Consider the following 25,359-nt stretch of genomic DNA (forward strand, 5'->3'; position numbering starts at 1 on the left):
ACTTTTACTATGACCTTATTTGTGCAAATTTTTTCATCTAAACACTTTATCGACAGACTGTGCGGCAGTCCCCGAAACTCGGAGACTGCCGCTTAGTATAGTCATACAGACCGATCAGAAATTAAATTTGCTTACAAGCTCCTTGAGAGTGCCTGCCTGTGCCGAAAGCTGTTCGGATACTGCGGCGCTCTCTTCCGCGGTAGCGGAATTTGACTGAACAGCGCCTGTTATCTGAGAAATATCATCATCTATCTTGCTGACCATCTGGGTCTGCTTGTTGCTGGAATCGGATATGGTCTCAACAATGCCCTTGACCTTGATGATGCAGTCATTGAGCCGGGACATTGCCTCAGCTGTCTTATTCACGACTGCCGTACCCTCATTCACCGCTTCGGAGGACTGTTCGATAAGCTTGGTCGTATCGCTTACTGCGTCAGCGGATTTTGCTGCCAGATTTCTGACTTCATCTGCGACCACCGCAAAGCCCTTTCCCACTTCTCCCGCTCTTGCTGCCTCAACAGCGGCGTTCAAGGCAAGGATATTTGTCTGGAATGCGATATCCTCAATGGTCTTGATGATATTGCTTATCTTTGCGGAGGAATTGCCGATATTGTTCATCGCTTCGGTGAGCATGGACATTCTTTCGTTGGCGTCACGGACGTGATCGTAGGTCTGGGATATCAGCTCCTGAGCGTCACGGCAGCTTGCGGAGTTGGAGGCAGCCTGTCCTTCGATCTGATGGATACTGCCTGCGAGAGCTTCAATGGACGCAGTCTGCTCGATGGAGGCTGTGGAAAGATAGTTGGAGCCTGTTGCCACCTGTCCCGAGCCCGAATGGACCTGCTCGGCGGCTATGGAGATATTCCGCATAAGGCTCACAAGTCCCGAATTAAGGACATTCAGCTTTTCAAGACTTTCCGCAAGGGCTTTCAGATCGCCGATATAGTATTCCTTATTTTTGGAGACATCTACCGTAAGATTTCCTTCGGACATCTCTCCGAGAATGCGTCCGATATCATTTACGGCATTTCTGATAGTGCCGCTGAGGGTGCTCACCGCACTTGATATCGTACCTATCTCGTCCTTGCGGTCTGAGTATTTTTCGGTCAATTCCGCGGCATCAAGCTCAAGCCGTCCGATACCCTCCAGTGACTTTTTCACCTGGGTAAGCTCATGACCTACGTTCCTCATCAGAAGCAGTGTAACTGAAACAAGCACTATCGTGAACAGCGCACACATCACCGTTACGATGAGCTTGACCGAATTTACGCTGCTGTACACCTCGGAATATTTATCCTTTACAATGAATATCCAGCCCCTGTCCGCCATATAGTTATACGCCGCAAGATAGGAGGTGCCGTCATCGTCGGTATAGGAATATGAACCTGTGGTATCGGTCTTTCCGCCGTTTATCAGGTCGATTATGCCCAGACAGCCCTTATCCTCGGAAACTTCGTTTATGAGCGAGCTGTCGGAATTGTAGATATAGCGTGCATCGGCAGCATTCAGGAATATGTATTCCTTATTGGGCAGACCGTTTATCTCAAGCCCGGTGATGGACTCCATAAGTCTGTCGGCATATACGGCAGAGCCTACAAAGCCTATACATTCGTTATTGTCAAAAATGGGGTAGTACAGAGACATGACCATTGCATCGGAACCGCCCTTTGACTTCATGATACCGCCATTTGCGACCTGTTCCTTGGATAAGATGTCCCTTTTAAGGGCATCAAGAGCTTCACCTGTACGTGTGGTGATGCCGACTACGTTTTTATTGGAATGTGTGAGGACCAGCGTCTCGGGCGTTGCGATGTAAAGTCCCTCAAATATTCCCCGGACAGACGCATATTTTTCGGTATAGCTCTGCGCCAATGCTGTTTCTGCGGTATTGCCGGGGTCTTTCAGAAGGTTTCTGACCTCGGAGCTAAGCGAAAATTCTACCATCGTCCGCTCGGCTCCCGATACATAATCCTCAATTATCGCCGCTCTTGAATTGACCGCGTCATACATCTGGTTGGAGATATTTTCCTCAACGATAGAGGAAACATTCCTGGCAATAAGCGACCATAGAATGAGCATTCCGACCACCGTAACTATCAATATGCAGAGGCTTATACGGGAAGCAAGTCTCATATTCTTTAGAAATTTCATACTGCTATCACACCTTTTGCCTGTTTTAGTTGATATAGGTTCATTTATTTGTACATATTGCACCTATATCAACACATTTCTCAAGTTCATTTTAGCACCATATGTAACATATTTCAAGCTAATTTTTGTTATTTTTATTTTTTAATCAAAGATTTACACTTTAGCAACATATCGCTGCTAAATAAAAGCACTCAGGCGATATGCAGATTTTTTTCATTGTAATTTGTATAAAAAAGGTATTGACATTTGCGGAGATTTGTGGTACATTTATCTTAAATACAAATACATAGGTTGTATTTAATGAAAACGATTTAATTTTTAAAGGAGAAAAGAATTATGAAAAAGTTCAGAACTCTCAGTGCAATCGCAGCTGCAGCTTTAGCTGTAAGCATGATCCCCGTTTCCGCTTCCGCAGAAGAGACCTACCACGCTTATATCGGCGTTCAGTCCGCAAGCTTCTCTTTCAGAAACGCTTGGTATGAACCCTCCTACGGCAAGGGCGTTGTAGGCGATGACGGTATGGTTTACTTTGATCAGATCACAGGCTGGGACGGTCCTACAGCTGTTAACAAGGGCGGCGTATTCACCGACGCTGAGATCACAGGCGACGGCACATACACTGTTTCCGTAACTGATTTTGACTTTGGTTCCGATGAGTCTCTCAACCTCCTCTTCGTTTCCACCGATATCCCTCTTGACAGCGGCGTTACCATCAGCGATGTTAAGGTAGTTCTCGATGGCAACACCAAGTACACCTTCGACGAGGCATATCTCAGCCCCGACGCTAAGGAATACCTCGAGCCTATGTGCATCAACATCTGGAACGACGACCTCGGCAAGGAGGAAGGTCTTTTCGGTTATGTTATGCCTGAGAACTCCATCGAGCTCACATTCACAGTAAGCGGTCTCGGCGCTGCTTCCGCTGAGGAAGAGGCTCCCGCTGAGGAGGCTGCTCCCGCTGAAGAGGCTCCCGCTGAGGAAGCTCCCGCAGCAGCTGAGGAGACCACTGCTCCCAAGACAGGCAACACAGCAGCAGGCGCACTTCTCGCAGTTATGGGCGTTGCAGCAGCTGCAGCAGTTGTTTCCAAGAGAAAGTAAGTTTTAAGATTTCCGTTTTGGAAAAGTAAATTCAGGCGCAGCCGGGCAGATTTAGAGAATTAAATATGTCCGGCTACGTTTTTAAATGAAAGGCGGAGAAAGAGGAATGAAATTAAAAAAGATACTTTCAGCAGTTCTTGCGGTTTCAATGATGGCAGCTGTAACAACAGGCTGCGGCGGAAGCTCCGAGGGCAGCAAGACCACCGAGGCTGCAGGTGAAACTCAGGCTGCTGCCGACAGCGCAGATGATGCTGACGATGAAGCTGACACTACTGCGGCTGAAAACGATTCCGATGCTGCGGGAAGCAGCAATGGCGATGTAAGAGAGGCTGACGAGGATTTCAGCGAGCTTTACGGCAAGGATACTATCAACATCACCATCTACAGCCAGCTGGCAAACTACTCAGGCGAGCTTACAGGCTGGTTTGCTGAACTTATGAAGCAGAAGTACAACTGCGTTATGACCATTATCCCCGATTCCGACGGTACCTTCGATACCCGTATGGAGTCAGGAAATCTGGGTGATATCGTTGTTTTCGGCTCCACAGGAAACGATTATCAGAGAGCTGCAACTTCGGGTATGCTCTTTGACTGGAACGAGGACGATATCCTTTCGGATTACGGTCCCTACGTTAAGGCAAATATGCCCTACGCTCTCGAGAACAATGCAAATCTGAATGATTCCATCGGCGCAGGAAACGTTGTTTACGGCTTCGGTCACAACGTTGCAACATCTCCCGAGGACCACGAGGCATTCTTCTATACTATGGACCTTCGCTGGGATCTCTACAAGGAGCTCGGCTATCCCGAGGTAAACACCCTTGACGATCTCTATGATCTCTTCGTTTCAATGAAGGAGATCTGCCCCACCGATGAAGCAGGCAACGAGACATATGCAATATCCATGTGGCCCGACTGGGACGGCAATATGGTTATGTACATCAAGGCATTTGCTACCTGCTACTGGGGCTATGATGAAATGGGCTTCGGTCTTTACGACGTTGAAACAGGCAAGTACCACGACGCTCTCGAGCCCGACGGTCCTTACCTCAAGAGCCTCAAGTTCTTCAACAGACTTTATCAGGCAGGTCTTATCGACCCCAACTCCATCACTCAGACCTATGACAAGATGAGTGAGAAGGCTCAGAACGGCGGTATCTTCTTCTCCATCTTCGATTATGCAGGCTCCGCTCTCTATAACTCCGAAAACCACCTCAACGAGGGCAAGGGAATGTATCCTATGGTTCCCAAGGACGCTTCTCCTCTCTGCTACGGTATGAACGTTATGGGCGGCAACAGAGTCTGGACTATCGGCGCTAACACCGAATATCCCGAGCTCTGCATGGCTATCATCAACTATCTCACAACTCCCGAGGGATATATGACCTACTGGTACGGTCCCAAGGACGTTTGCTGGTACTATGACGAAGAAGGTCACAGCTGCCTCACCGAGCTTGGCGAGCAGGCTTACAAGGACAGAAAGGGTACTATCATGCCCGCAGAATGGGGCGGTATCTCCTTTAACGAGGGTACCTTCCAGGCTAACAACACCACCTGGTCAAGAGACGCTTCCAACCCCGATTCCAACGGCGAAACATATAACTGCGACAACTGGGTAAGCCGCCGCGCAGATACAGACTTTGAGATCCAGAATGACTGGAGAGAATACACAGGCTGCTACAACTCCCAGGAGTATATGAACACCACCAACTACAAGGTATCTCTCGCTACCTCCTACTCCGAGTCCGGCAAGTCCGATGAGCTTGAGATCGTTTGGGAGCAGGTAAAGAACACCATCGTAACCTCTTCCTGGAACGCTGTTTATGCAGAGTCCGATGAAGAGTTCGATAAGATCGTGGCTGATATGACCGCTAAGTGCAAGGAGTATGACCCCGAAGGCGTATGCCTCGCTTGGTGCGAAAATGAAGCCGCTATCAGATGCGGACTTGAGGATCAGGTTAGATAAACTATTCTCCTCATATATTTATTTCCTGTCGGCGGGCGCTATGGCGTTCGCCGAATTTTTTATCCGAGTTAATACTATCTGTATATTCCTTTTTCAACCGTTTTCGACAGGATAATTCATATTTTTCAGGGGAGTTTTCAACTCTTTCAACAGAGTTTTCAACACTTTTTTGAATGTATCGGATTACATACGCTCTGTAAATATTACCATATGTATATTTTTGGGTCAGCTTGGATATAATATCCCCAAAAGAAAAACAGAAAGGACACTGAAAAAATGATAAAGGGCGTTAACAAAAGAATAGTAGAGGTAAGCTTCCCCGAAAGCGTTTATTTTGAAAAGGCAGTCCTGTTTCTCCGCTCGGAAGGTATCCCAAAAGGCGATGCAGCTCTCGAGGAGGAGGCACGCTCCCAGATCATCAGGCTTGAAAACGGCATTTCTCAAGCCCCCCTTTCCCCATCAAAAATAAAAGCCCGCATTGCTGCGGGCAGGATATTAAGCGGGCTTTTCCGTCTCTCGGTAATAATATGCGCGGCGGCGGCGCTTATTCTGCTGCTTGAAAGCTTATACTAATTCTCAATCAACCTATAGACAAATCCTCGGCTAGAATAAGCCCATTCGTCGTCAAGCTCCCTTGCCGGGCGGCAAGCCCGCCTGCGGTCGCTTTCCTAGACTGGACTTATTCTATCTGTCGGCTTTGTCTATAGAACGATTTAGAATTAGTATGAGAAAAAGGTTACAATGTGGATACAATTTCAGACGGCACTTGAAAAAATCTCCCGTTTGGTTTATAATAGAGTAAGCTGGTCTGTATCGGGAAAAAGCTCGCTAAGGTCTATGCGGCGTATGTCAAGCCCGCAGCTTTCGGCATAGCGGACTGTCTGTCCCGTTCCGCTCCTGTCATTTCCGATAACGGCGATAATTCGGGCGGAATTATCCACCATATAGCGGTTTCGCAGGTTCATACAGGCAGGTGTGTAGCTCTCGGACATTATGACCACCCTTTCGGCACTGTCCATGATACGTCCGAAATTCCACTTATCCGCCCCCTTGAAGCCCTTTCCGAAATCACGATAGGGCAGGGCTGCGATCAGTCTCAGGCGGCGCGCGGCGGCAAGCTCTAATACTATCTCCCCCGCCCACAGGTCAACGCCCCGCTGCACCCCCGTAATGAACGTGTCAAAGCCTTCGTCGGCGGCAGCGGATATCTCGTTATAGAGCATACTTTTTATGACCTTAACTTCCACGGAACCGTCAGCTCCGCCCGACGGCAGCTTCTCGGGGCGATGTCCCGTAAAGCAGACAGTCTTTTCCCTGATAATGTCCATATTACCAACCTCAAATTCAATATTTACGATTATTATAGCACATATTTTTCAAATAATCAAGCATAATTTTTCGGGAACTTCCCCGTCCGGAAAGGATAGATATACATATGAAGAAATTTCTCAGGCGTGCCTGGGCTGAGGTGCACCTTGACAGACTGAAAGGCAATCTTACTGCACTCAGAAGCCTTATTGACGAAAATACCACTCAGATAGCCTGCGTTGTGAAGGCAAACGCTTACGGTCACGATGACGGAAACATCGCTCCCTATCTTGAGTCCCTGGGAGTGAGCTTTTTCGCCGTTTCCAATATCAAGGAAGCGGAAAATCTCCGCAAGAACGGCGTAAAGGGCGAGATACTCATTCTGGGTCACACCCCTGCGGAATATGCCCGGGAGCTGGCGGGATTTGACATAATCCAGGCGGCTGTTTCCCTTGATTATGCAAGGGAGCTTTCGGAATGTGCTTTGCAGGCGAATGTTAAGGTAAAGATACATATGGCGGTTGATACGGGTATGGGACGAATAGGCGTATGCGCTTCGGACGATAATTCCCTTGCCGCAGCAGCCGCAGACATCTGCTCTGCCGAAAAGCTGGGGGGAATTATCCTTGACGGCGCATTCTCCCATTATGCCGCTGCCGACAGCCTTGATGAGGACGACATCGCCTACACCGCCGCTCAGACGGAGAGATTTTTCGATGTATGCGGCAGGGTGAGGGCACAGGGTATCGCTCTCAGGCACACCCACTGCCTTAACAGCGCAGGAGGTGCGTTCAGATTTGACAGCCGCAGCACTCTTGTCCGCTTCGGAATCATGCTCTACGGCTTAAAGCCCGACAGAAGCCTTGTTCTGCCCGTGAAGCTCACTCCCGTAATGGACCTGAAGGCTGCTGTTTCCTATGTGAAGCCCGTTAAGGCAGGCAGCTTTGTAAGCTACGGCAGGACGTATCGTGCCCACAAGGACATTATCGCCGCAACCATTCCCATCGGCTATGCAGACGGCTATTCGAGAAGCCTTTCGGGAAAGGGATATGTGCTGATAAACGGCAGTAAGGCTCCCATTATCGGCAGGATATGTATGGACCAGCTTATGGCTGATGTTACGGATATACCCGGTGTACGTGAGGGCACTGTGGTCACACTTATGGGCACGGAGGGCAGCGAGACTATCACCGCCGATGACCTTGCAGGACTTTGCGGCACTATCGGTTATGAGATAATCTGCGGAATTTCCAAGCGTATACCGAGAGTTATTTACAGAGACGGGGAAATTGCAGATGTGGTGGAGTATTACTGATGATGAGATCTTCGGATAGGCTTGAAAAACAGGTCCTCGGAGAGATAGACCGCAGATCATCCCCTGCAGGGCTGTCACGCAGTGAGCTTTTCGGAAACAGCCTTATGTTCGGGAAAAAATTTTCACAAATAGGTACATATGTATATTCAGATATGAAGGGCTATCACATCGTGTACGTAAATATACACGGAGTCGAAGGCAAAGAGGATATCAAAGAATTTGAGGAGCTTATCCTGCGGCTTATCTGGGACGGGCTGATAGATATGTCATATAGAAAGAGCGGCTATAAGGCAGGCTCGGAGGAAATGGCTCTCGGATATATGAAGCTTATTGACGAGGAGTATTACAACAGAAAAAAAGGTAACAAATTATAATTTTGAGGCAGCTTATTTGTATCGTCCCCGAGCCGTGTGCCTGCCGTGCGAAAAAATTACAGAACGTCTCGCCGCGGGGCGTCACCCGCTTCCGATTTGTCGTGCTGTTGCCATACCTATCGGCGCGGAGTCAAAGCTGACGTCTCTCACAAACCAACAGCGCGACCTCGCCGCGGGGCGACCCCCGCCCTCGCCGCGGAGCGACCCCCGCCGCCGCGGATCGTCACCCGACAGGCTCAGCCTGCTAAAAAAGGGGCTTTAGCAGCCCCCTTTTTTGTCAGACAACAGTCACCTTTTTCTCCTGCGGCTATCCTCGTCCGCACTTCTGCGCCACTGTGCCGACTCGCACAGCTTCGCGCCCCTTCTAACACCGCTCACAGCGGCGCTCATTGCCTCATACTGCACAGCGCAACCTATGCTGTCCGCACAGCAGTCCACAGCGTTTTCCCGCCTTATGCCTATGCTTTCGGCAGTTTCCGCCGCGTCAATGTTCGCTCCCAGGAAAACAAATTCCCAGCCGTATTTTTCCTGCTGTCTGCTTATCATCTGCTTTACCTTTGAAACGGTGTATTTCCTGCTGGCGTTTTCCATTCCGTCGGTGTTGATGATGAATACGGTACGCTCGGGTACGTCCTCGGGACGGGCATATTTATGCACATTCCCGATGTGATGAACAGCCTCTCCCACGGCGTCAAGGAGGGCGGTACAGCCCCCGGGAAGATAATCCTCGTCTGTCATTTTCCCAATGCGTTCAAGGGGCACTCTGTCGTGAAGCACCCTGCTTTCGGTATTAAAAAGCACGGTGGATACAACTGCCTCCCCCTTTTCGCTTTTCTGCTTTTCGATAAGGCTGTTAAATCCCCCCAAAGTATCGCTTTTCAGCCCGAACATTGAACCGCTTTCGTCAAGGATAAAAACTATTTCCGTTAAATTTTTTCTCATAATTGCGACCATTCCTTTCTTGAGAGTTTTGTTTCTTTGTCGGCAGACAAAGGAACAAAACCCTGTATGATTTATTTTGTATCTTAATGATACATCATACGGAGGGGAAAATGGTCGCATTTCAAGCGACATTTATCCGCCTATCAGGCTCTGGTCAAAAGCAAACAAAGTCTCGTTTATTTCAAAAATATCATACATCTTATTTTCAATAAAGAACTTGATTATCACGTCAAATTTAATGCTGTTTGAAAGGGTGTAGCCTGCCTTTTCAAGCAGCCTTTCCGTTTCCTCAAGGTCAAGCTCAAGGGCTATGGCAAAGGAAATGGCGGTCTGCTTTTTCGGGCGGTAATCCGTATCGCTCCGTATCTTTGAAAAGAGCCTGCGGTCGATGTTTGCCTTTTTGTAGACCTGCACGTCCGTAAGTCCTCTTTCGTCTATCATTCTGAGCAGCGCATGGGAAAATGTCTCGTCCATATTCTCAAAGGATATGGGTGCGGCGCAGATATCCTCCGAAAGCTGCACAGCCTTTGGAGCCGCTTTTCTGAACATCTGCCCGCCGAAAACATTTCTGCTTCGGTATGGGCTGTCACAATGCTCCTCCGCATAGTTATCGTCAATGTATCTGCGGATATCACTCATCAGCTTTTCGCTGACCGAAACTGCATTTTTATCAAACACCACCAGGGTGATATCCATCTCGTTTTCGGACAAAAAATCGCTTATTGCCGACACGGCGACCTGCAGAGCCTTGTCCTTGGGATAGCCGTATACCCCGGAGGATATGAGGGGAAATGCCACAGATGCACAGCCCTTCTCCTTTGCAAGGATAAGGGAGTTTTTATAGCAGGAGTAAAGAAGCTCCTTTTCGCCGTGAGCGCCGCCCTGCCATACGGGTCCTACGGTGTGGATTATGTATTTGCAGGGCATATCATAGCCCTTTGTTACCTTCGCCTGTCCCGTTTCGCAGCCTCCCAGAGTGCGGCACTCCCTGAGCAGCCCCGCCCCTGCCGCACGATGTATCGCTCCGTCAACTCCTCCGCCTCCCAGCAGAGAATTGTTCGCCGCATTTACAACGGCATCCGCTGTGACTTTGGTTATATCGTTTCTGATTATGGTAAAAGGCATAATAGTGCTCCTTTCCTTTTGAACTGACTGAATATGCTGCCAATGTATAATAATTATACCAAACTATCTGCAACAAAATCGTAACAGCAAAAAATCTGCCCGTCCTGAACCAAAACCGCAGAACGGGCAGAATTTATTTTATGCGCCTTGCTTCAACATAATATCTCTTGTCCTCGGCGTGACCCATAGAAAAGGTTTTTCTCGGGAGAGCGCCGTCCTTTATTACCGTGGGGAAAAGCTCCTCCTTGCCCATATCGGGAAGCAGTATGCCTGCACGACCGGGAGCCTTTGCAAGGCGCTTTACCACATCTGCTCCGTGAATGTAGTCTATCTTTCCGCTCTTATCCTTTAAATATCCGTCAAGGAAGCTCTGAACGCTGCCTACGGTGAGATTTGAGGAGGGTTTTTCTATTCCGAAACGCTTTGCCTCGCCGCCGCATATCCATTCAAAGGACTGCATATTTTCAGAAATATTTTCGGTAAGTCCCAGCGCCGCGGTCATTTTTTCAAGAAGGTCGGCGGTATCTATGTCGGTGATTATCCTGTGGATAGCCTCAAACTCAAGCGCGTCGCTGTGGAGATTTACTATCTCCGCAAGGGCATAGCGCGCAGGGTGGTCGGACATATCCTTACCCGGGTTTTCACGCTTTAATTCCTCGTAATACTCCTTTGCGGTGGCAAGGGAATGGTTTCCGTCGCCCATTGCATACAGCAGCACGGGAACATCCTTTATGCCATAGCGCTTTTCAAAGCCTTCCCTGCTGCCAAGCTCCGCAAGCGCCTTGTCGCAGTGGTCAATATCCTCGCCCTGAACAAGATATCCCTTGATACTGCCGCCGTTTTTCATCAAAGTAAAATCGTATACCTTTTCAAGAGAGCTTTTCTTCTCACCAATTTTCTCGATAACGGTCTTTTCGGGGTCGTCTATGAGTATCATTATGTGTGGCAGCTCCAAGGGCGCTCCGCGGCGGACTTTAAGTCTCGGAGGTATGCGCTCGGCAACGGTGGCTTCGGTGGCTCTTACGGGAGATGTGCTGCCCTTGCGGAAATCATACTGCTCTAAGTCTATCATTCCCACAAGTCCCTGACGGAGCTTGCCTGTGCTGTCGGTGCGCTCCACGTATATGAAGGAGTCTTTGTATTCCCTGAAAATGCCCTTTTCAAGATAATCGTTCATTGTGCGGCGGATATCCTCTATCCGCTTTTCCGAGTCGGGGCTTTCAAGATATGCTTCGGGGAGGATAAGCTTTAATGCGGAACAGCCGTCTCCTGCAATTTTCGCAGCGTCCTCCCAGTATTCGGGCTGAGACGTGAACTGGTCGCAGGCAACAACTGCCCATCTGCTCATATCCTGTGCGGCAGGGAGAAGTATATCTGCGGCACAAAACGCTGTAGATGATCTTTTCACTTTTTTCATTCCTTTCATTCTTCGGTGAAGCTGAGCTTCATTGACATATAAATGGACTTGTCCTCGATAAATTTAAGCTTTTTGTACAGGGGATATCCGCACTTTGTGGCACGCAGCTCTATGTATGACAGGTCCCATGCCTTGCCGTCCTCGATCGCCATATTCACGAGAGTTTCGCCCACTCCTCTCCTGCGGAACTCGGGAAGGGTGTAGACGTTCATCAGCGTTCCCGTTTTTCCCGTAATGAAAAGGGGACTGGCAGGCTTATTTATGAGCAGGAAGAAAACGCAGCCTGCCGCTCTGCCGTCCTCCTCCGCAAGATATACAACGCAGTCTCTGTTCAGGTGCTCCTGAAAATAGCCCTTTGATTTGTCGGCTATCTCGTCAAACACCGACTGCTCAAGGTCCTCATGAGTCTCGTGCATATACCCGAGGCGCAGCTCTATAAGCGTGGGGATATCCGCAGGCTTTGCTTTTCTGTAGGTTATCATTTTTGCAAGTCCTTTCACTTTTCTTTCATTTCAGATTATAGCACATTATGGGGTGTATGTCAACCGAAGAAAGAATTAAAAAAAGACCGTCAGGCGAAAAATAAACCGCTTGACAAATCTTGTGGGAAAATGTATAATTAAATCGGTACATAGTACCGAAGCAGCCAATAGAGAGCAAAAGCTCTGACGGCAGGCGGCGTGTCTCCTCTTTCCCCTGCATAATCTCCTTGGGAAGGAGGTGCAGATCGTATGACGATTCTTGAAGTATGTGCGTTGTCAGCTCTCGCAGTTGATGTAATTCGCCTTATCATAGAAATTCTGAAGTACAGAAGCGACAAAAAAGACTGACCGCCCAAGTTGCACCTTGAGCGGTCAGTTGTCTAACATCAAGTTAGCGACATAAACCAATCTTGGAGGCAAGCCGTCTGCACGGCTGCTTCTTTATTTTTAGTATAGCATATTTTAATATGATTGTCAAGAAGAAATTTTATCTCCTTAGCTTCCCCTGCTTCTCCGCATATTCTCTCAGCCTGCCGTTTGCTGCGTTCGCACGACCGAAGCTGTCAAGGCAGCAGATGACCTGCCCGCAGCTGTCAATAAGCTCTCTTGCCGCCTGCTCGTTTTCGGTCGATATGGGCTCGAAGGGCTTTTCGGAGATCACCCTTGCCGCAAGTGCCCTTGCCGCAGGAAAATCAATATCGTTTTCGTGGACAACTCCCGCCGCAAAGGGGATATCGAGCCTCTGGAGCCTGCGAAACACCCCTGTTCCCCTGCCGTTACCCCCGATGACGAACACTCTCGGCTCACCCTCGGGGGCAGCAAGCTCCGCCGTGCAGAAGCGTTCCTCGAAGCTGCCCTTTTCAATGCCGTACAGGGCAGTTATCCGCTCGTTTGTGAAGATCTCCTCGGGTGTGCCCTGTCCCTCTATGCCATTGCCGCCAACGCATATAACGTGGTCGGATATCCGCTCAGCCATATCCAGCTCGTGCATCGACATTATCACCGCAAGCCCCTTTTCCCGTACAAGGCGGCGGAGAATGTCAAGGAGCTTCAGCTTATGACGGATATCAAGAAATGAGGTCGGCTCGTCAAGGACAAGTATCCGGGGCTCCTGACATATGGCTCTTGCAAGCATCACCCTCTGCCGCTGTCCGTCGCTTATCCGTGAAATATCCCTGTCCGCAAGATCTGTAACGTCCGTAAGCTCCATTGCCTCCGCCACCGCCCGCTTATCCTCGGGGGAAAGTATGCCAAGCCTGCCCGTATAAGGGTATCTGCCCGCACCCACCGCCTGACGGCAGGTCATAAGCTCGGGGTCTGTCCGCACTGTCATAAGCAGGGACATTTTCTTCGCAAGCTCCTCGCCCTTGAAGGAGGCAAGCTCCTCCCTGCCTACAAAAACTGCTCCGCCAAGGGGTTTTATCTGTCGGGAAATGGTTTTAAGCATTGTGGATTTTCCTGCGCCGTTGGGTCCTATGAGGGTGACTATCTTCCCCGGGTGGAGAGATATGCGGATATTGTCAATGAGTATTTCCGAGCCGTAGCCCACCGCAAGGTCATGGGCGGTTAGGACTGTGTCCTGCATTTTCTCTCCTCCTTTCTGATAAACGGGTCCTATATTATTAAAATTAACGCTGATTTATGTATCTTAAATAAAAATTTCCGAATTAAAATATTGTTCCTGAAATTTGATTTTTTCCATTATTTCTTCCTTGCTGAAAGAGAGCCCTTCGGGGCAGACCACCCATTTTTCTTCTACATCATCATATCTGTGAACTATCGCGATGATCTTGCCCGTAAAGCTTTCAACAGCTTTATTTACGCCTAATATATATGCGTCCTGCTCTTCTCCGTCCGGTGCAATTATCCCTTCTATATAGCCATAGTTGATAGGATAAACCATATCCTTGTGCTTCGGGTGAATGCTCCCCAGAGGTCTGTCAACAGTGACCGTTACAATATCGCCCAGCATATTTATGCCTCCTCATATCCTAACTAAGCTTTTTATATCATATCATATTTATAGCTGCCGCTCGTGACACAGCCCAAACTTTAAAGAATAAATCATAATTTTTCATTCATTTTCCGCCCAGCCATGATAGCAATGACCACAGGCGCGCCCACAATAGCCGTTACCGAGCTTATGCTAAGCTCCGAGGGGGCGAAAAGTATCCTTGCAGGCAGGTCGCACATAAGGCAGAACACCCCTCCCCCCAGAAATGCGGCAGGGATAATTAGCTTCGGGTCGGCAGTCCCGAAAAGCTTTTTGATAAGATGAGGAACGGCTATCCCCACAAAGGAAACAGGTCCCGCAAATGCCGTTACGGCGGCGGAAAGCAGGCTTGAGACAAGTATCAGCCCCACTCGGAATGCCTTGATATTCACTCCCGAGCTTTGTGCATATACCTCTCCCAGACGGTATGCGTTTATCTGCTTCGACATCAGAAACGCCGCCCCAAGGCAGATAAATATTACGGGGGAAAAGGCTTTCACATCTTCCGGATCAATTCCCGAAAAGCTGCCCATTGACCAGCTGTGGAGATTAACGATATTTGAGTCGTCCGCAAATGTGACCGCAAGATCCGTTATTCCCGAGCAGATGTAGCCTATCATAACGCCGCACACCACAAGCATGGAGCTTCGCTTTATCTTAGGCGACACCGCCAGAATAAAGCCCATTGTCAGCATTGAGCCTGCAAAGGAGGATATGATAAGCGCACCCGATGTAAGGGGGATCCCCCTTTGCAGAAAAAATATCATCGCCATTGCCACCGTAAGCTTTGCCCCCGAGGATATCCCCAGGACAAAGGGTCCTGCAATGGGATTTGCAAAGTAGGTCTGCAAGAGATATCCCGAAACCGCAAGCCCTCCCCCCAGCACCGTTGCCGCAAGCATTCTCGGCAGACGTATGGAGAGTATGATATTTGCGGCTGTTGTCCCCCTTTCCGCTCCCGTAAGGACGTTTATGACCTCTTCGGGTGAAAAGCTGACGCTGCCCGAAAAAAGGCTTGCCGCCGACAGGAAAAGCAGGAGCAGCACAAGGATAATGTAGCCGAGGATATACCGCTTTGTTTCCTTTTTCATTTCACACTCTCCCTTCCTGCCTGTTATTTCAGTCTGTAAAAATACTCCATTTCGTCCTCTGCTTCACCCGTAAAAATAAGGTTCAGCTCACGAATGACCTCTGCCGCTCCCGTTGTCTGCTGAAACATATTTTTATCCGTACACCACACGTCTCCCGTTTTCACCGCCTTGAAGCTGCCGAGGAGAGTGTTTTTATCCATAAGCTGTGCAAGAGTTTCCATTCCCCCGTCAATGGTGCTGTTGTAGATAAGCACATCTGCCTCCGCCGCTCCCGAATAAAAGGATTCAAACTGCATATTCATGGTGGACTGAGCATTTTCCTCAACATTTAAGTCCTCGGGCGTGAAGATATATTCTCCGCCCCCCAGCTCTATCATTCGGGAAACATAATCTCCCGGCTTTCTGACAACCGCATAGCCGTTTGAGGAAATGTAGAAAAATGCGGCGGTCTTTCCCGTGCTGCCGCTTCGGGTAATGCTGTTAAGCAGCTCGGACTGCTCCGAAAAAAGCTGTTCCGACTCTTCCTCCCTGCCCGTAAGCAGACCGTACAGCTTTACCCATTCAAGCCGCCCCAAGGGGTGAGTCTCATAGCTTGAGCGCTCGATAAGCACGGGTATTCCCAGCCGCTCAAGCTGCTCCTTTACCTCGGGCTTGTGGTATATCATGGTGGACTCTATTGCAACGCTGCACCCCTCGGACAGGATAAGCTCATAGTCGGGAGCAGAGTATTTTCCTGCATAGAGGATATCCTCATTCGCCATTGCTTCTTTTACTTTTGGCAGCGCCCAGTCTCTTTCAAGGGTGGCTGTGGCACGGATATTGCCCTCCGCCCCTATGCCGAAAAGCATATCCATCGCGGAAGATGCGGCAAGGTAGATATTGTCCGCAGGGGTGCGGATAAGGGTGATATTATCGGGTATCTCCCCCACCGCTTCATTTTCGGGCACAAGCAGATATTTTTCCCCGTCCGAAACGGTCACAAGGGAAATGCCATTTTCGTAATGATCGACAGAAAACTGAGTGGCATACTCAAGCTCCATCTGTCCCGCAGGCTCTGAATTTTCAAGGGAAAATCCGTCTGTATCGGCTTTTCCCGAGCAGGCACACAGCAGTATGGCGCAGAGCAGTATTCCCCCGAGCTTTTTTATGCTTCTCATTGCGCTGTAAGGCTAAGCGAGTCAAAATACAAGGTGTATTCTATCTCGTGGGGAGTGCTCATTGCGGTGGTGTTTGCGGAAACGGGCATTTTGTAGTCAAAGCCCGTTACGGGAATGACAAATTCCGAATTGCCCTCGGTGTTCTGAGGATAATATTTCTCGCCGCCAACTGTCATACAGTCGTAATTTGAGCTGCCCCAGACAATTTCGGCAAAGACTTCTCCGTCTGAAACGGTGAGCCTTGCGGGAGAATTTATTTTCGCCCTGCCCGAGCCGCCCTCAAGGGAGACATCCACAGTATATTCCCCGTCCGCAAGTCCCAGACTTCCGGCAGTTTTGATAACGCCCTCGGCAAAGCTTTCCGCAGGGAGAGAGTCTGCGCGGAAAAGGAGAGTGCGGTCATACCACATTTCCTTCTTTTTGCTGAATGCGGCGCAGTCAGTGCCCATATCAAGCCCCTCCACGGGAACGGTAAAGGAATGGGTGCCGTCGGGGTTTTCCTCAAAGGGGATATACCCCTCCTCCGAGGCGTTTTCGCCCTTGCCCATAAATACGTACAGATAGCCCGTGCCGCCCATTGTCATTCTTGCGGTCATTTTCCCCTCGGAGACTGTAAGAACACAGTCGGTGACGGTGAACATTGATGAGCTTGAGTCCACCTTTATGTTATATTCCCCGTCCTTTAAGCTGTCGGCATAAACGGGAGTCATATCCTCGGGGATAACAAGCCCGTCGGGAACGGTCTGTGCACCCTCGGCAACGGCATTTGTGCTTTCTGCGCTTGTCTCTGAAACGGCTTCGGATACAGTGGTCTCGGCTAAGCTGTCACCGTTCTGATTTGAACAGGCAGAAATGATAAATATTGACATTACAAGCAGCAATGACAGATATGCTTTTTTATTCATTTTGATTTTCATTCCTTTAAAAGCAGTCTCTCCCCGAATAAACGGAGAGAGGTCTGCTGTGTATAATATGGTTATTAGTATTATCAGTTCAGAGAGTCAATTGCTGCCTGAGCGTGGTCGGCGTAAATTTTTCTTATCTCCTCGTTCTCGCCCAGACCTTTAAGAACGCATATAACTTCATATCCCTCGTCCTCAAATGTCCTTTTCCATGAGCCGTCCTCGTCGCCTGCCATATCGTTGTTGGCATGGTCGCCCGCAACAACCATAAGGGGCTGTAAAACAACTCTCTTGTAATTTCCCGCCTTGACCGAAGCCATTACATCATCAAGGGTGGGAGCAGCTTCAACTGTGCCGATAAAATAGTTATCATATCCGCCTGCGGCAAAAAGCTCCTGCATTTTCGAGTAAACGCCGTTTGCGGAATGCTCCGTTCCGTGACCCATAAAGCAGATGGCAGTCTCCCCGTCGTCATACTCCTTGGTATCATCGGTAATGGCTTTTATCACGCGGTCGAAATCCTCGTCGCTTGTAAGAAGAGGCTCGCCGAATACCACCTTTTCAAAGGCATCGGAATAATTTGCAGCCTTTTCCACTATCTCGTCATACTCAATGCCGTTCATAAGATGGGTGGGCTGGATAACAAGGTTTTTGACCCCATTGTCCGCCGCACGGGTAAGGGCTGCGTCGATATCGTCGATAAGAATGCCGTCACGTCTCTGAACGTGGTCGATGATGATATTTGAGGTAAATCCGCGTCTTACGGAATAATCGGGAAACGCCGCTTCAAGGTCGTTTTCTATGGCTCCCACCGTAATGCGGCGGCTGTCGTTATAGCTTGTGCCGAAGCTTACCACTAAAAGCTCGTTTTCTCCGATATCGTCCTGATTTCTTACATTATCCAACGAAGCGTCTCCTGTGTCATAGTTTTCCTCATCTTCTTCTGTGGCTTCTTCCTGTTCGGAAGTCTCCCGGGACTGAGCGGGTTCCTCAGTCTCTTCGGCAGGCTGCCCGGTTTCCTCGGACTGCACAGTTTCGGAAACAGTCTCGGAAACAGTTTCCGAAGGGATTTCGCCGCCGTTCGTTCCTCCGCAGGCTGTTATTGACGCCAGAACTAAAAGCGCAGTAACAGCCGCAATAATTGCTTTTGACCTTTTCATAATAATTCTCCTCCGTTTTTTCGGAGGCATTGACAAAAAATGCCCTCTTACGAAACGTAAAGAGGGTACAGCAAACAAGACCCCGCCTTAAAATTTTTTTAGGCGGCGCCCGGAATGTACGATCAATACCTCGTGATCTTGGGATCTTATCCCTGTACAAGCAAGCGGCAGGTTTCCTGGCTTAAAGATCATCACTCACGGGACGTCTTCCCGACCGAAATGGTCAGTGACTGCCTTTTTCAAGGCTTTGCCCGTTCGCTCCCTTATCACAGTGACGAGATCGTGCAGGATTTGCACCTGCTTCCCTTTTACCCCCGGACCGGACAGATCAGCCCGCCGGGGCACCGTTTGCCTTTATTAAATTTTCGACTTGTATGCATACATTGTCATACTAATTATACCACATGGGAAACAGTTTTCAAGCCCGAACATTTAAAATCATAGCCTTGCACTAATTCCGAATGTCAGGTCGGATTTTTTTGGAGATATCCAACAAAAATAAAATGCCTTTCCCGTTGGCATTGACAATTTTTTTGAGATATATTATACTATAGTTATAATATCAAAGAAAAGGAGAGCGTATATGTTATGAAAGCAAAAGGCTTTATAGGCGATTTTAAGGCACTTAATTTCCTTATGCTCCTTGCGGCAGGCATTATCAATGCCATAGGAGTAAACCTGTTTTTAGCCCCTGTTCACCTCTACGACAGCGGCATTTCGGGAACCTCAATGCTCCTTTGCAGGCTGCTTCCCGCAGTTCCTATGTCGGTGTTCCTCATTATTCTGAACGTTCCCCTGTTTATTTACGGCACGAAAATGCAGGGTATGCATTTTACAGTCTACTCTATCTTTGCGGTCTTTGTATATTCGGCTGCTTCCTACATAATCACGTATCTGTGCGGCTTTGACCTGAGCGCAGGCTCTCCCATCGCAGGCAGCGACCTTCTTCTATGTGCCATTTTCGGCGGACTTATCTCGGGTGTGGGCAGCGGTCTCACTATCCGCTTCGGCGGCGCCATTGACGGAATTGAGGTCATGGCGGTGATATTTGCAAAGCGGCTGGGACTTACGGTGGGCAACTTTGTTATGATATACAACGCTGTCCTTTACATTGCGGCAGGCGCTATACTAAAGGATTTTATCCTTCCCCTTTACTCCATCATCACCTACTGCGCCGCCATCAAAACGGTGGATTTCATTGTGGAGGGCTTCGACAAGGCAAAATCCGCTATGATAATCACAAGCAAAAAGGACGAGATAAGCGAGGACCTTTCGGAGACCTTCGGTCACGGCATCACTCACATTCAGTCTCACGGCTATTACAAGGGCAAGGAGCAGACCATAATATACTTCGTTGTGAACCGCTTCCAGATAGCAAAGCTCAAGGCTATCGTTGCAAAGCACGATGAAAAAGCCTTTGTGACTATCACGGACGTTTCGGACATTATGGGCAGCAGCCTTAAATCGGATAAATAAATCTCTCCCCGTCATACCGTTCTTTGGTATGACGGGGAGATGTTTTTTATAGCTCCAAAATATCCTTTATTGCATCCTCCGAAAAGCCTGATGCATAGTTAACTTTGAAATAATCTTAACTTATATGCCAAAAATTCCCTTAATATCATCGTCTGAATAACCTATTGCCTTCATTCGGGCAATGATCTCATCGTCCCTTTCGGCTTTTCCTTCGGCTCTGCCTTTGGCTATACCTTCGACTATTCCCTCGGCTCTGCCTTCTGCTCTGCCTTTGGCTATTCCCTTGTCCATTGCCTCTTTCAGATAAGTAGCCTCATCATGAAGAGCCTTCTCGCGCATACGAGCAATTTCACGGACACGCGTATCCTCGCTCATATCGTAAATCACTCTTACCGCTTTCTGCATAATAGGCACATTGGTATTTTCAAGCATAGTCAGCTCCTCCTCCTTATCCGCGTTGATATACTGCAGCCACAGTTCCTTCCTGTTCTTGGGATCAGGCTTGCGGCTAATCTTTTTAAGCTCAAAGAAATGAATGGAAAATTTATCCGAAAATATCTCCCCCGTGTCCTTGATCGCCGTCACCACCTCGGTGTGGTAATTATCCCCCTTGAACATATTGAAATTGATGATGTTAATTGCAATAGTCTGCTTGAGGTCGCCGTAATCCTCGCCGCTTTTAAGCTCAGAGGTATACAGCTTCGCCCAGTAAAACAGCGTCCTGTCCCGATAATCGGCGTGCTCCTTCACCTGTATCTCCACATTCACAAGCTTGTCATCAACCTTTAAGCTAAGGTCAAGCCTGCTGAATTTTCCCAAAGCACTCTCGGGCGGAAGCTCGGGATTGGTTATTGTTATCTCGGTTATCTTCTCGCTGGGGATATCAAGCATTGCCGAGATAAAATCGTGAAGCATATCCTTGTTTTCGGTGAAAATTTTCTTGAAAATAACATCAAGCTTTGCCGAAACCACGTCACGTCCCATAGCTATCGCCTCCCTTTTCTTTAGTATAACACATAACACATAAAAATTCAAGCAAAAAAATCGGGGAACGATCACGTCCCCCGAAAAATTTTATATATCACATCAAAGCGACTTGAGCTTCTTTTCAAGCTCTTCCTTGACAACCTTGGGAGTAGCCGCACCTCTCAGCTCCTTGTTGCACTGTCCCATAAGGAAGCCGAATACCTTGACATCGCCGCCCTTGTACTGATTAACAGCCTTTTCGTTTGCGGCAAGCACCTTTTCAATGACCTCGAGCACCTTGCCTGTGTCGCTGACAATGAGCATACCCTCGCGCTTTGCGATAGCCTCGGGGTCGCCGCCCTTTTCAGCCATCTCACGGAAAATTTCCTTGGCGTCGTTCTTTGTTACCTTGTCGGTATCGGACATCTCCACAAGCTTTGCAATATCTGCGGCGGTGAACATAGGCTTGTCAATGTCTATCTCGCCTAAGTTCATACGTCTCATTATCTCGCCGTTGATGAAGTTAACGAGAGACTTGGGATTGTTGTAGCACTTGAGCGCTTCCTCAAAGAGGTCGGATATCTTCTTGGTGTTGACGATGACCTTTGCCTCTTTCTCGGGAATGCCGAAGCCGATGTATTTTGCAAGTCTGTCCTTGGGCATTTCGGGGAGAGAGTTCTTTATCCTCTCAAGGTCCTCGTCATAGAAGTTCACCTGTAAAATATCGGGGTCGGGGAAATATTTGTAGTCGTGAGCGTCCTCCTTGGTTCTCATGGACTTGGTCTCGCCGCGGTTTGCGTCAAAACGTCTTGTCTCCTGAACTACCTTGCCGCCGCGGTCAAGTATCTGCGCCTGGCGCTTTATCTCAAACTCGATTGTGCGGTAAATGGACTTGAGGGAGTTTACGTTCTTTATCTCGGCTCTTGTGCCGTACTCGGTGTCGCCCTTTTTCATCAGGGAGATGTTTACGTCCGCACGGATAGAGCCCTGCTCCATCTTACAGTCGGAAACTCCCGAATACTGGAGCAGCAGAGCGATCGTCTCAACGAGAGTCCTTGCCTCCTCGGGAGAGGACATATCGGGCTCGGTAACTATCTCGATAAGAGGTATTCCGCAGCGGTTGTAGTCACAGAGAGACACACCGTTCAAGTCGTCGTGGATAAGCTTTCCTGCGTCCTCCTCAAGGTGGATACGATTGATGCGGATAGATTTCTGCTTCTTTTCGCCGTTCTCCTCGTACTCGATGGGCACAGAGCCGTTGATGCACAGAGGCAGGGGCATCTGGGATATCTGATAAGCCTTGGGCAGGTCGGGATAGAAGTAGTTCTTTCTGTCGAAAACGGAGAATTTGTTGATATCGCAGTTTAAAGCATAGCCTGCTCTTACCGCATATTCAACCGCAGTCTGGTTGATAACGGGGAGAGTTCCGGGCATACCCGAGCAGACGGGGCAGCAGCGTGTGTTTCTGTCGCCGCCGAATTCAGCGGAGCAGGTGCAGAATACCTTTGAATTGGTAAGCAGCTCCGAGTGTATTTCAAGACCGATAACGGGAATGTAATCTGATACTGACATAGCTTCATTCACCCTTTCTGATCATATTTTTGCCGCAATGCGGCTGAAGTTCTTTTCAAAAGCGTCTGCGGCGCCGATAATGGAAGCCTCGTCCCACATTCTGCCGATAAGGGACATACCGATGGGCATACCCTTTTCGTCATAGCCGCAGGTGGTGGAAATAGCAGGGAGAGAAGCGATGTTAACTGTAACTGTGCAGATATCTGCCTGATACATCTTCTTGGGGTCGTCGATATTCTCGTTCACGCCGTATGCAACGGTAGGAGCGGTGGGAGTGAGTATCATATCGCACTTTTCGAATATCTCGCCGTATTCCTCTCTTATCTTCTGCTTGAGAGCCATAGCCTTGCCGTAGTATGCGTCATAGTAGCCCGAGCAGAGAGCATAGTTTCCGAGGAGTATGCGTCTCTTTACCTCGTCGCCGAAGCCCTCGCTTCTTGAAGCGGTCACAAGCTCGTTGTAATTGCCTGCAATGTCGCTTCTGTGACCGTACTTTATGCCGTCGTAACGGGAAAGGTTTGAGGAAGCCTCTGCGGAGGAAATGAGGTAATATGCGGCAACGGCATATTTAAGGGAGGGCATTGAGCATTCAACAAGCTCTGCGCCCATTTCCTTGTACTTGTCAGCCGCAGCAAGAACGGTCTTTCTTACAACATCGTCTATGCCCTCGGCATAGAACTCGGAAGGAATGGCGATCTTAACGCCCTTCATATCCATACCGATCTTAGATGTATAATCATCAACGGGATTTTTGGAAACTGTACCGTCATGAGGGTCGTAGCCTGCAATGGTGTTAAGGATAATTCCGCAGTCCTCAGCGCTTCTTGCAACGGGACCGATCTGGTCAAGGGAGCTTGCGAAAGCTACCAGACCGTAACGGGAGACCCTGCCGTAGGTGGGCTTGAGGCCCGTAACGCCGCAGAAGGAGGAGGGCTGACGGATAGAGCCGCCCGTATCCGAGCCCAGAGCCGCAGCGCAGAGATCTGCGCCCACAGCCGCAGCGGAGCCGCCCGATGAACCGCCGGGAACTCTTGTCAGGTCATAGGGATTTTTGGTTTTCTTGAAAGCGGAGGTCTGGGTGGAGCCGCCCATAGCAAATTCGTCCATGGAGGTCTTGCCCAGCATTACGATGTTCTCGGCTTCAAGCTTCTCCATAACGGTGGCGTTATAGGGAGGAATGAAGTTCTCCAGCATTTTTGAAGCGCAGGTGGTCTTAACGCCGTCTGTGCAGATATTGTCCTTGATAGCAAGGGGAATACCGCAGAGGGGAGAAGCATTTCCTGCGTCAATTTTCTTCTGAGCCGCCTCTGCAGCGGTCATAGCCTCGTTCTCGGTGACGGTGATGTAGCTCTCAAGGCTGCCGTCCACAGCCTTTATCCTGTCAAGGTATGCCTTTGTAAGCTCGGGGGAGGAAATTTCCTTCCTGTCGAGCATACCGCGCATTTCCTTTATGGTAAGGGAAGTTACTTCCATTAAACACAACTCCTTAATTTTTATTCAACGACCTTGGGCACTACAAAGCAGTTCTCGCTCTGTACGGCATTCTGCAAAAGCTTTTCGGTGGGAAGGGAGGGCTTAGCCTCGTCCTTTCTGAGATCCTTAAGATAAACGTTGTGATTGTCCTTGAGAGGGTCGTAGGCAATGTCTATTTCCTTGATGGTATCCATTATTTCGATAATGCTCGTCATATCCTTGACAGCCTGCTCAAGCTCCTCGTCGGTGAAGCTCAGCTTTCCAAGCTTTGCAAGGTATTTGACCATATCAAGCTCCATATAAGTTCCTCTTTTCTCTTGATTTTTCGCTGCTTTTTTTCGCAGACAATAATACCTAATTATTATACCATATATTTTGCGGTTTTGCAAGTGTTTTTCGCACAGACCGCAAAATTCCCTTGATTTTTCCCCGGGATTTTTGCAGTGCTCTGCCGTCACCCGGTCTTTCCGCCCAAAAACGGCTCCCGCATTTCTGCGAAATCCGTCCGGAATTATTTGTCCCATATATGCCCGGATATCTTCTCAGGATAAATTTCCGTCATTGTCCGTCTGCAATAAACTCCACCGAATTTATGACCGAGTAAATATCCTCAAGAGAGTCCATACACATCGTTATAGTATAGCTGTAATTAAGATCAGAAACAGGATAGGCGTCAAATGCGGCTTCGTATTTCCCCTTCCGGGAGTTTTCCGATAAATAAAGTATTCCGCAGATATTATCCGATTCATATACATAAGCGTCCTTGTAGACCGAGAGTGCGGATACTCTGAACGTTCCGAGAACAGTAAATGCAGTGGCTTTGTCCATATCCCAGAAGCTGTAGTCCTCCTTGTCAAGCAGAACAATGCATTTGTATGAAGCAAAGCGTGAGTCGGGAATACCGTTTCCGAAGCTCTCAAAAGTGTCAAGCAGCCTATTGAAAGCCTTTTCATCGGGAATATTTTCATTCTCGGCATACATAGCGTAGTCTGTCATATCCATAACAGTGTCATTGGGCTTAGGAAACAGCAGGACAGCCTCTTGGGTATCCTTTCGCTCATATCGCTTTAAGGGGTGAAGATTTTCCTCTTCTGAATCGGGCTTCTTTTCAAGCTCAAATCCCGACGGGATATCAAGGGCAATAAATTCATTCTCCACCCTTACAAAGCTGTCGTTTCTCACATCGTACCCGTCAAAATGATCGCCCTTGTGGTAATCAATGGAGGGCAGAAAATATTTCTTCGCCATTATGCCCATAGCCGCACGGGGCAGTATCACCCATATAACAATGCCAAGAATAATAACTGCTGCCCCAATGCAGGAAATAATTATTTTGGTTTTCTTTTTCATTATGTACCCCTTTTTCCAAATTTTGCAAGTAAAATCTGCCT

Annotated in this window: 23 protein-coding genes and 1 riboswitch; of the genes, 6 read left to right on the forward strand and 17 right to left on the reverse strand. The window is 48.7% G+C overall.

Annotated features, from left to right (window positions below; all coding sequences use genetic code 11):
- Window positions 1–114 precede the first annotated feature (114 nt).
- The gene (locus tag ACI4J0_RS05670; protein ID WP_439764840.1) at window positions 115–2,151 is read right to left on the reverse strand and encodes a methyl-accepting chemotaxis protein; all 2,037 of its coding nucleotides are present in this window, start codon (window positions 2,149–2,151) and stop codon (window positions 115–117) included.
- Window positions 2,152–2,487: 336 nt separating this feature from the next.
- On the opposite strand from ACI4J0_RS05670, the gene ACI4J0_RS05675 reads away from it, so the two are divergent.
- From ACI4J0_RS05675 to ACI4J0_RS05685, 3 genes are all read left to right on the forward strand, one after another.
- Window positions 2,488–3,249: a hypothetical protein gene (locus ACI4J0_RS05675; protein WP_439764841.1), complete on the forward strand. Its 762-nt coding sequence runs from the start codon at window positions 2,488–2,490 to the stop codon at window positions 3,247–3,249.
- A 106-nt stretch (window positions 3,250–3,355) separates the two neighbouring features.
- Window positions 3,356–5,215 carry a hypothetical protein gene (locus tag ACI4J0_RS05680; RefSeq protein WP_439764842.1) on the forward strand — a complete coding sequence of 620 codons (1,860 nt, stop codon included), beginning with the start codon at window positions 3,356–3,358 and terminating at the stop codon, window positions 5,213–5,215.
- A gap of 276 nt (window positions 5,216–5,491) precedes the next feature.
- The gene (locus tag ACI4J0_RS05685) at window positions 5,492–5,788 is read left to right on the forward strand and encodes a hypothetical protein (protein WP_439764843.1); all 297 of its coding nucleotides are present in this window, start codon (window positions 5,492–5,494) and stop codon (window positions 5,786–5,788) included.
- A 215-nt stretch (window positions 5,789–6,003) separates the two neighbouring features.
- Here the strand turns inward: ACI4J0_RS05685 and ACI4J0_RS05690 are convergent, their stop codons facing one another.
- Entirely contained in the window at window positions 6,004–6,543 is a 540-nt protein-coding gene (locus ACI4J0_RS05690; protein ID WP_439764844.1) for an SLOG family protein, read from the reverse strand.
- Between the two features lie 107 nt (window positions 6,544–6,650).
- On the opposite strand from ACI4J0_RS05690, the gene alr reads away from it, so the two are divergent.
- A complete protein-coding gene (alr, locus tag ACI4J0_RS05695) occupies window positions 6,651–7,838 on the forward strand; it encodes an alanine racemase (RefSeq protein ID WP_439764845.1) in 1,188 nt (395 codons plus the stop codon).
- Window positions 7,838–8,212 (forward strand): hypothetical protein, encoded by a 375-nt coding sequence (locus ACI4J0_RS05700; RefSeq protein WP_439764846.1) that lies wholly within the window; start codon window positions 7,838–7,840, stop codon window positions 8,210–8,212. The genes alr and ACI4J0_RS05700 overlap by 1 nt, the downstream gene beginning before the upstream one ends.
- A gap of 288 nt (window positions 8,213–8,500) precedes the next feature.
- On the opposite strand, the gene ACI4J0_RS05705 is transcribed toward ACI4J0_RS05700, so the two are convergent.
- From ACI4J0_RS05705 to ACI4J0_RS05750, 10 genes are all read right to left on the reverse strand, one after another.
- Entirely contained in the window at window positions 8,501–9,154 is a 654-nt protein-coding gene (locus ACI4J0_RS05705) for a vWA domain-containing protein (protein ID WP_439764847.1), read from the reverse strand.
- A 132-nt stretch (window positions 9,155–9,286) separates the two neighbouring features.
- A complete protein-coding gene (locus ACI4J0_RS05710; RefSeq protein WP_439764848.1) occupies window positions 9,287–10,279 on the reverse strand; it encodes an O-acetyl-ADP-ribose deacetylase in 993 nt (330 codons plus the stop codon).
- A gap of 133 nt (window positions 10,280–10,412) precedes the next feature.
- Window positions 10,413–11,696 (reverse strand): DUF1015 domain-containing protein, encoded by a 1,284-nt coding sequence (locus tag ACI4J0_RS05715; RefSeq protein ID WP_439764849.1) that lies wholly within the window; start codon window positions 11,694–11,696, stop codon window positions 10,413–10,415.
- Window positions 11,697–11,701: 5 nt separating this feature from the next.
- The gene (locus tag ACI4J0_RS05720) at window positions 11,702–12,178 is read right to left on the reverse strand and encodes a GNAT family N-acetyltransferase (protein ID WP_439764850.1); all 477 of its coding nucleotides are present in this window, start codon (window positions 12,176–12,178) and stop codon (window positions 11,702–11,704) included.
- A gap of 487 nt (window positions 12,179–12,665) precedes the next feature.
- Entirely contained in the window at window positions 12,666–13,763 is a 1,098-nt protein-coding gene (locus ACI4J0_RS05725; RefSeq protein ID WP_439764851.1) for an ABC transporter ATP-binding protein, read from the reverse strand.
- 63 nt (window positions 13,764–13,826) lie between these two features.
- Entirely contained in the window at window positions 13,827–14,150 is a 324-nt protein-coding gene (locus ACI4J0_RS05730) for an inorganic pyrophosphatase (protein ID WP_439764852.1), read from the reverse strand.
- Between the two features lie 92 nt (window positions 14,151–14,242).
- Window positions 14,243–15,262 (reverse strand): FecCD family ABC transporter permease, encoded by a 1,020-nt coding sequence (locus ACI4J0_RS05735; RefSeq protein ID WP_439764853.1) that lies wholly within the window; start codon window positions 15,260–15,262, stop codon window positions 14,243–14,245.
- A gap of 23 nt (window positions 15,263–15,285) precedes the next feature.
- Window positions 15,286–16,419, reverse strand: coding sequence for an ABC transporter substrate-binding protein (locus tag ACI4J0_RS05740; protein ID WP_439764854.1), 1,134 nt, complete (start codon window positions 16,417–16,419; stop codon window positions 15,286–15,288).
- Window positions 16,416–17,324, reverse strand: coding sequence for a hypothetical protein (locus tag ACI4J0_RS05745; RefSeq protein ID WP_439764855.1), 909 nt, complete (start codon window positions 17,322–17,324; stop codon window positions 16,416–16,418). The genes ACI4J0_RS05740 and ACI4J0_RS05745 overlap by 4 nt, the downstream gene beginning before the upstream one ends.
- 83 nt (window positions 17,325–17,407) lie before the next feature.
- On the reverse strand, window positions 17,408–18,481 hold the full coding sequence (locus ACI4J0_RS05750) for a sirohydrochlorin cobaltochelatase (RefSeq protein WP_439764856.1): 1,074 nt from the start codon (window positions 18,479–18,481) through the stop codon (window positions 17,408–17,410).
- A gap of 149 nt (window positions 18,482–18,630) precedes the next feature.
- A riboswitch (cobalamin riboswitch) is annotated at window positions 18,631–18,845 on the reverse strand.
- Between the two features lie 224 nt (window positions 18,846–19,069).
- Here ACI4J0_RS05750 and ACI4J0_RS05755 point away from each other — a divergent pair.
- Window positions 19,070–19,957 carry a YitT family protein gene (locus ACI4J0_RS05755; RefSeq protein WP_439764857.1) on the forward strand — a complete coding sequence of 296 codons (888 nt, stop codon included), beginning with the start codon at window positions 19,070–19,072 and terminating at the stop codon, window positions 19,955–19,957.
- 120 nt (window positions 19,958–20,077) lie between these two features.
- Here ACI4J0_RS05755 and ACI4J0_RS05760 read toward each other — a convergent pair whose 3' ends face one another.
- The 5 genes from ACI4J0_RS05760 to ACI4J0_RS05780 form a co-directional block, all read right to left on the reverse strand.
- On the reverse strand, window positions 20,078–20,941 hold the full coding sequence (locus ACI4J0_RS05760) for an Rpn family recombination-promoting nuclease/putative transposase (RefSeq protein ID WP_439764858.1): 864 nt from the start codon (window positions 20,939–20,941) through the stop codon (window positions 20,078–20,080).
- Window positions 20,942–21,043: 102 nt separating this feature from the next.
- Window positions 21,044–22,495 (reverse strand): Asp-tRNA(Asn)/Glu-tRNA(Gln) amidotransferase subunit GatB, encoded by a 1,452-nt coding sequence (gene gatB, locus ACI4J0_RS05765; RefSeq protein WP_439764859.1) that lies wholly within the window; start codon window positions 22,493–22,495, stop codon window positions 21,044–21,046.
- A 21-nt stretch (window positions 22,496–22,516) separates the two neighbouring features.
- Window positions 22,517–23,968: an Asp-tRNA(Asn)/Glu-tRNA(Gln) amidotransferase subunit GatA gene (gene gatA, locus ACI4J0_RS05770; RefSeq protein ID WP_439764860.1), complete on the reverse strand. Its 1,452-nt coding sequence runs from the start codon at window positions 23,966–23,968 to the stop codon at window positions 22,517–22,519.
- A 20-nt stretch (window positions 23,969–23,988) separates the two neighbouring features.
- The gene (gene gatC, locus ACI4J0_RS05775) at window positions 23,989–24,267 is read right to left on the reverse strand and encodes an Asp-tRNA(Asn)/Glu-tRNA(Gln) amidotransferase subunit GatC (protein ID WP_432649186.1); all 279 of its coding nucleotides are present in this window, start codon (window positions 24,265–24,267) and stop codon (window positions 23,989–23,991) included.
- A 259-nt stretch (window positions 24,268–24,526) separates the two neighbouring features.
- Window positions 24,527–25,318: a hypothetical protein gene (locus ACI4J0_RS05780; RefSeq protein ID WP_439764861.1), complete on the reverse strand. Its 792-nt coding sequence runs from the start codon at window positions 25,316–25,318 to the stop codon at window positions 24,527–24,529.
- Window positions 25,319–25,359 lie beyond the last annotated feature (41 nt).

Origin of the sequence: Huintestinicola sp. (genome assembly GCF_051882455.1) — a bacterium.
Classification (GTDB): domain Bacteria; phylum Bacillota; class Clostridia; order Oscillospirales; family Ruminococcaceae; genus Huintestinicola.

Coding starts and splice junctions, on each gene's coding strand:
- ACI4J0_RS05735 (WP_439764853.1), bottom strand. CDS start 15,262: ATGAAAAAGGAAACAAAGCGGTATATCCTCGGCTACATTATCCTTGTG.
- ACI4J0_RS05685 (WP_439764843.1), top strand. CDS start 5,492: ATGATAAAGGGCGTTAACAAAAGAATAGTAGAGGTAAGCTTCCCCGAA.
- ACI4J0_RS05755 (WP_439764857.1), top strand. CDS start 19,070: ATGAAAGCAAAAGGCTTTATAGGCGATTTTAAGGCACTTAATTTCCTT.
- ACI4J0_RS05690 (WP_439764844.1), bottom strand. CDS start 6,543: ATGGACATTATCAGGGAAAAGACTGTCTGCTTTACGGGACATCGCCCC.
- ACI4J0_RS05750 (WP_439764856.1), bottom strand. CDS start 18,481: ATGAAAAGGTCAAAAGCAATTATTGCGGCTGTTACTGCGCTTTTAGTT.
- ACI4J0_RS05745 (WP_439764855.1), bottom strand. CDS start 17,324: ATGAATAAAAAAGCATATCTGTCATTGCTGCTTGTAATGTCAATATTT.
- ACI4J0_RS05705 (WP_439764847.1), bottom strand. CDS start 9,154: ATGAGAAAAAATTTAACGGAAATAGTTTTTATCCTTGACGAAAGCGGT.
- ACI4J0_RS05700 (WP_439764846.1), top strand. CDS start 7,838: ATGATGAGATCTTCGGATAGGCTTGAAAAACAGGTCCTCGGAGAGATA.
- ACI4J0_RS05780 (WP_439764861.1), bottom strand. CDS start 25,318: ATGAAAAAGAAAACCAAAATAATTATTTCCTGCATTGGGGCAGCAGTT.
- ACI4J0_RS05760 (WP_439764858.1), bottom strand. CDS start 20,941: ATGGGACGTGACGTGGTTTCGGCAAAGCTTGATGTTATTTTCAAGAAA.
- ACI4J0_RS05680 (WP_439764842.1), top strand. CDS start 3,356: ATGAAATTAAAAAAGATACTTTCAGCAGTTCTTGCGGTTTCAATGATG.
- ACI4J0_RS05720 (WP_439764850.1), bottom strand. CDS start 12,178: ATGATAACCTACAGAAAAGCAAAGCCTGCGGATATCCCCACGCTTATA.
- ACI4J0_RS05740 (WP_439764854.1), bottom strand. CDS start 16,419: ATGAGAAGCATAAAAAAGCTCGGGGGAATACTGCTCTGCGCCATACTG.
- ACI4J0_RS05710 (WP_439764848.1), bottom strand. CDS start 10,279: ATGCCTTTTACCATAATCAGAAACGATATAACCAAAGTCACAGCGGAT.
- gatA (WP_439764860.1), bottom strand. CDS start 23,968: ATGGAAGTAACTTCCCTTACCATAAAGGAAATGCGCGGTATGCTCGAC.
- ACI4J0_RS05730 (WP_439764852.1), bottom strand. CDS start 14,150: ATGCTGGGCGATATTGTAACGGTCACTGTTGACAGACCTCTGGGGAGC.
- gatB (WP_439764859.1), bottom strand. CDS start 22,495: ATGTCAGTATCAGATTACATTCCCGTTATCGGTCTTGAAATACACTCG.
- alr (WP_439764845.1), top strand. CDS start 6,651: ATGAAGAAATTTCTCAGGCGTGCCTGGGCTGAGGTGCACCTTGACAGA.
- ACI4J0_RS05725 (WP_439764851.1), bottom strand. CDS start 13,763: ATGCAGGACACAGTCCTAACCGCCCATGACCTTGCGGTGGGCTACGGC.
- gatC (WP_432649186.1), bottom strand. CDS start 24,267: ATGGAGCTTGATATGGTCAAATACCTTGCAAAGCTTGGAAAGCTGAGC.
- ACI4J0_RS05715 (WP_439764849.1), bottom strand. CDS start 11,696: ATGAAAAAAGTGAAAAGATCATCTACAGCGTTTTGTGCCGCAGATATA.
- ACI4J0_RS05670 (WP_439764840.1), bottom strand. CDS start 2,151: ATGAAATTTCTAAAGAATATGAGACTTGCTTCCCGTATAAGCCTCTGC.
- ACI4J0_RS05675 (WP_439764841.1), top strand. CDS start 2,488: ATGAAAAAGTTCAGAACTCTCAGTGCAATCGCAGCTGCAGCTTTAGCT.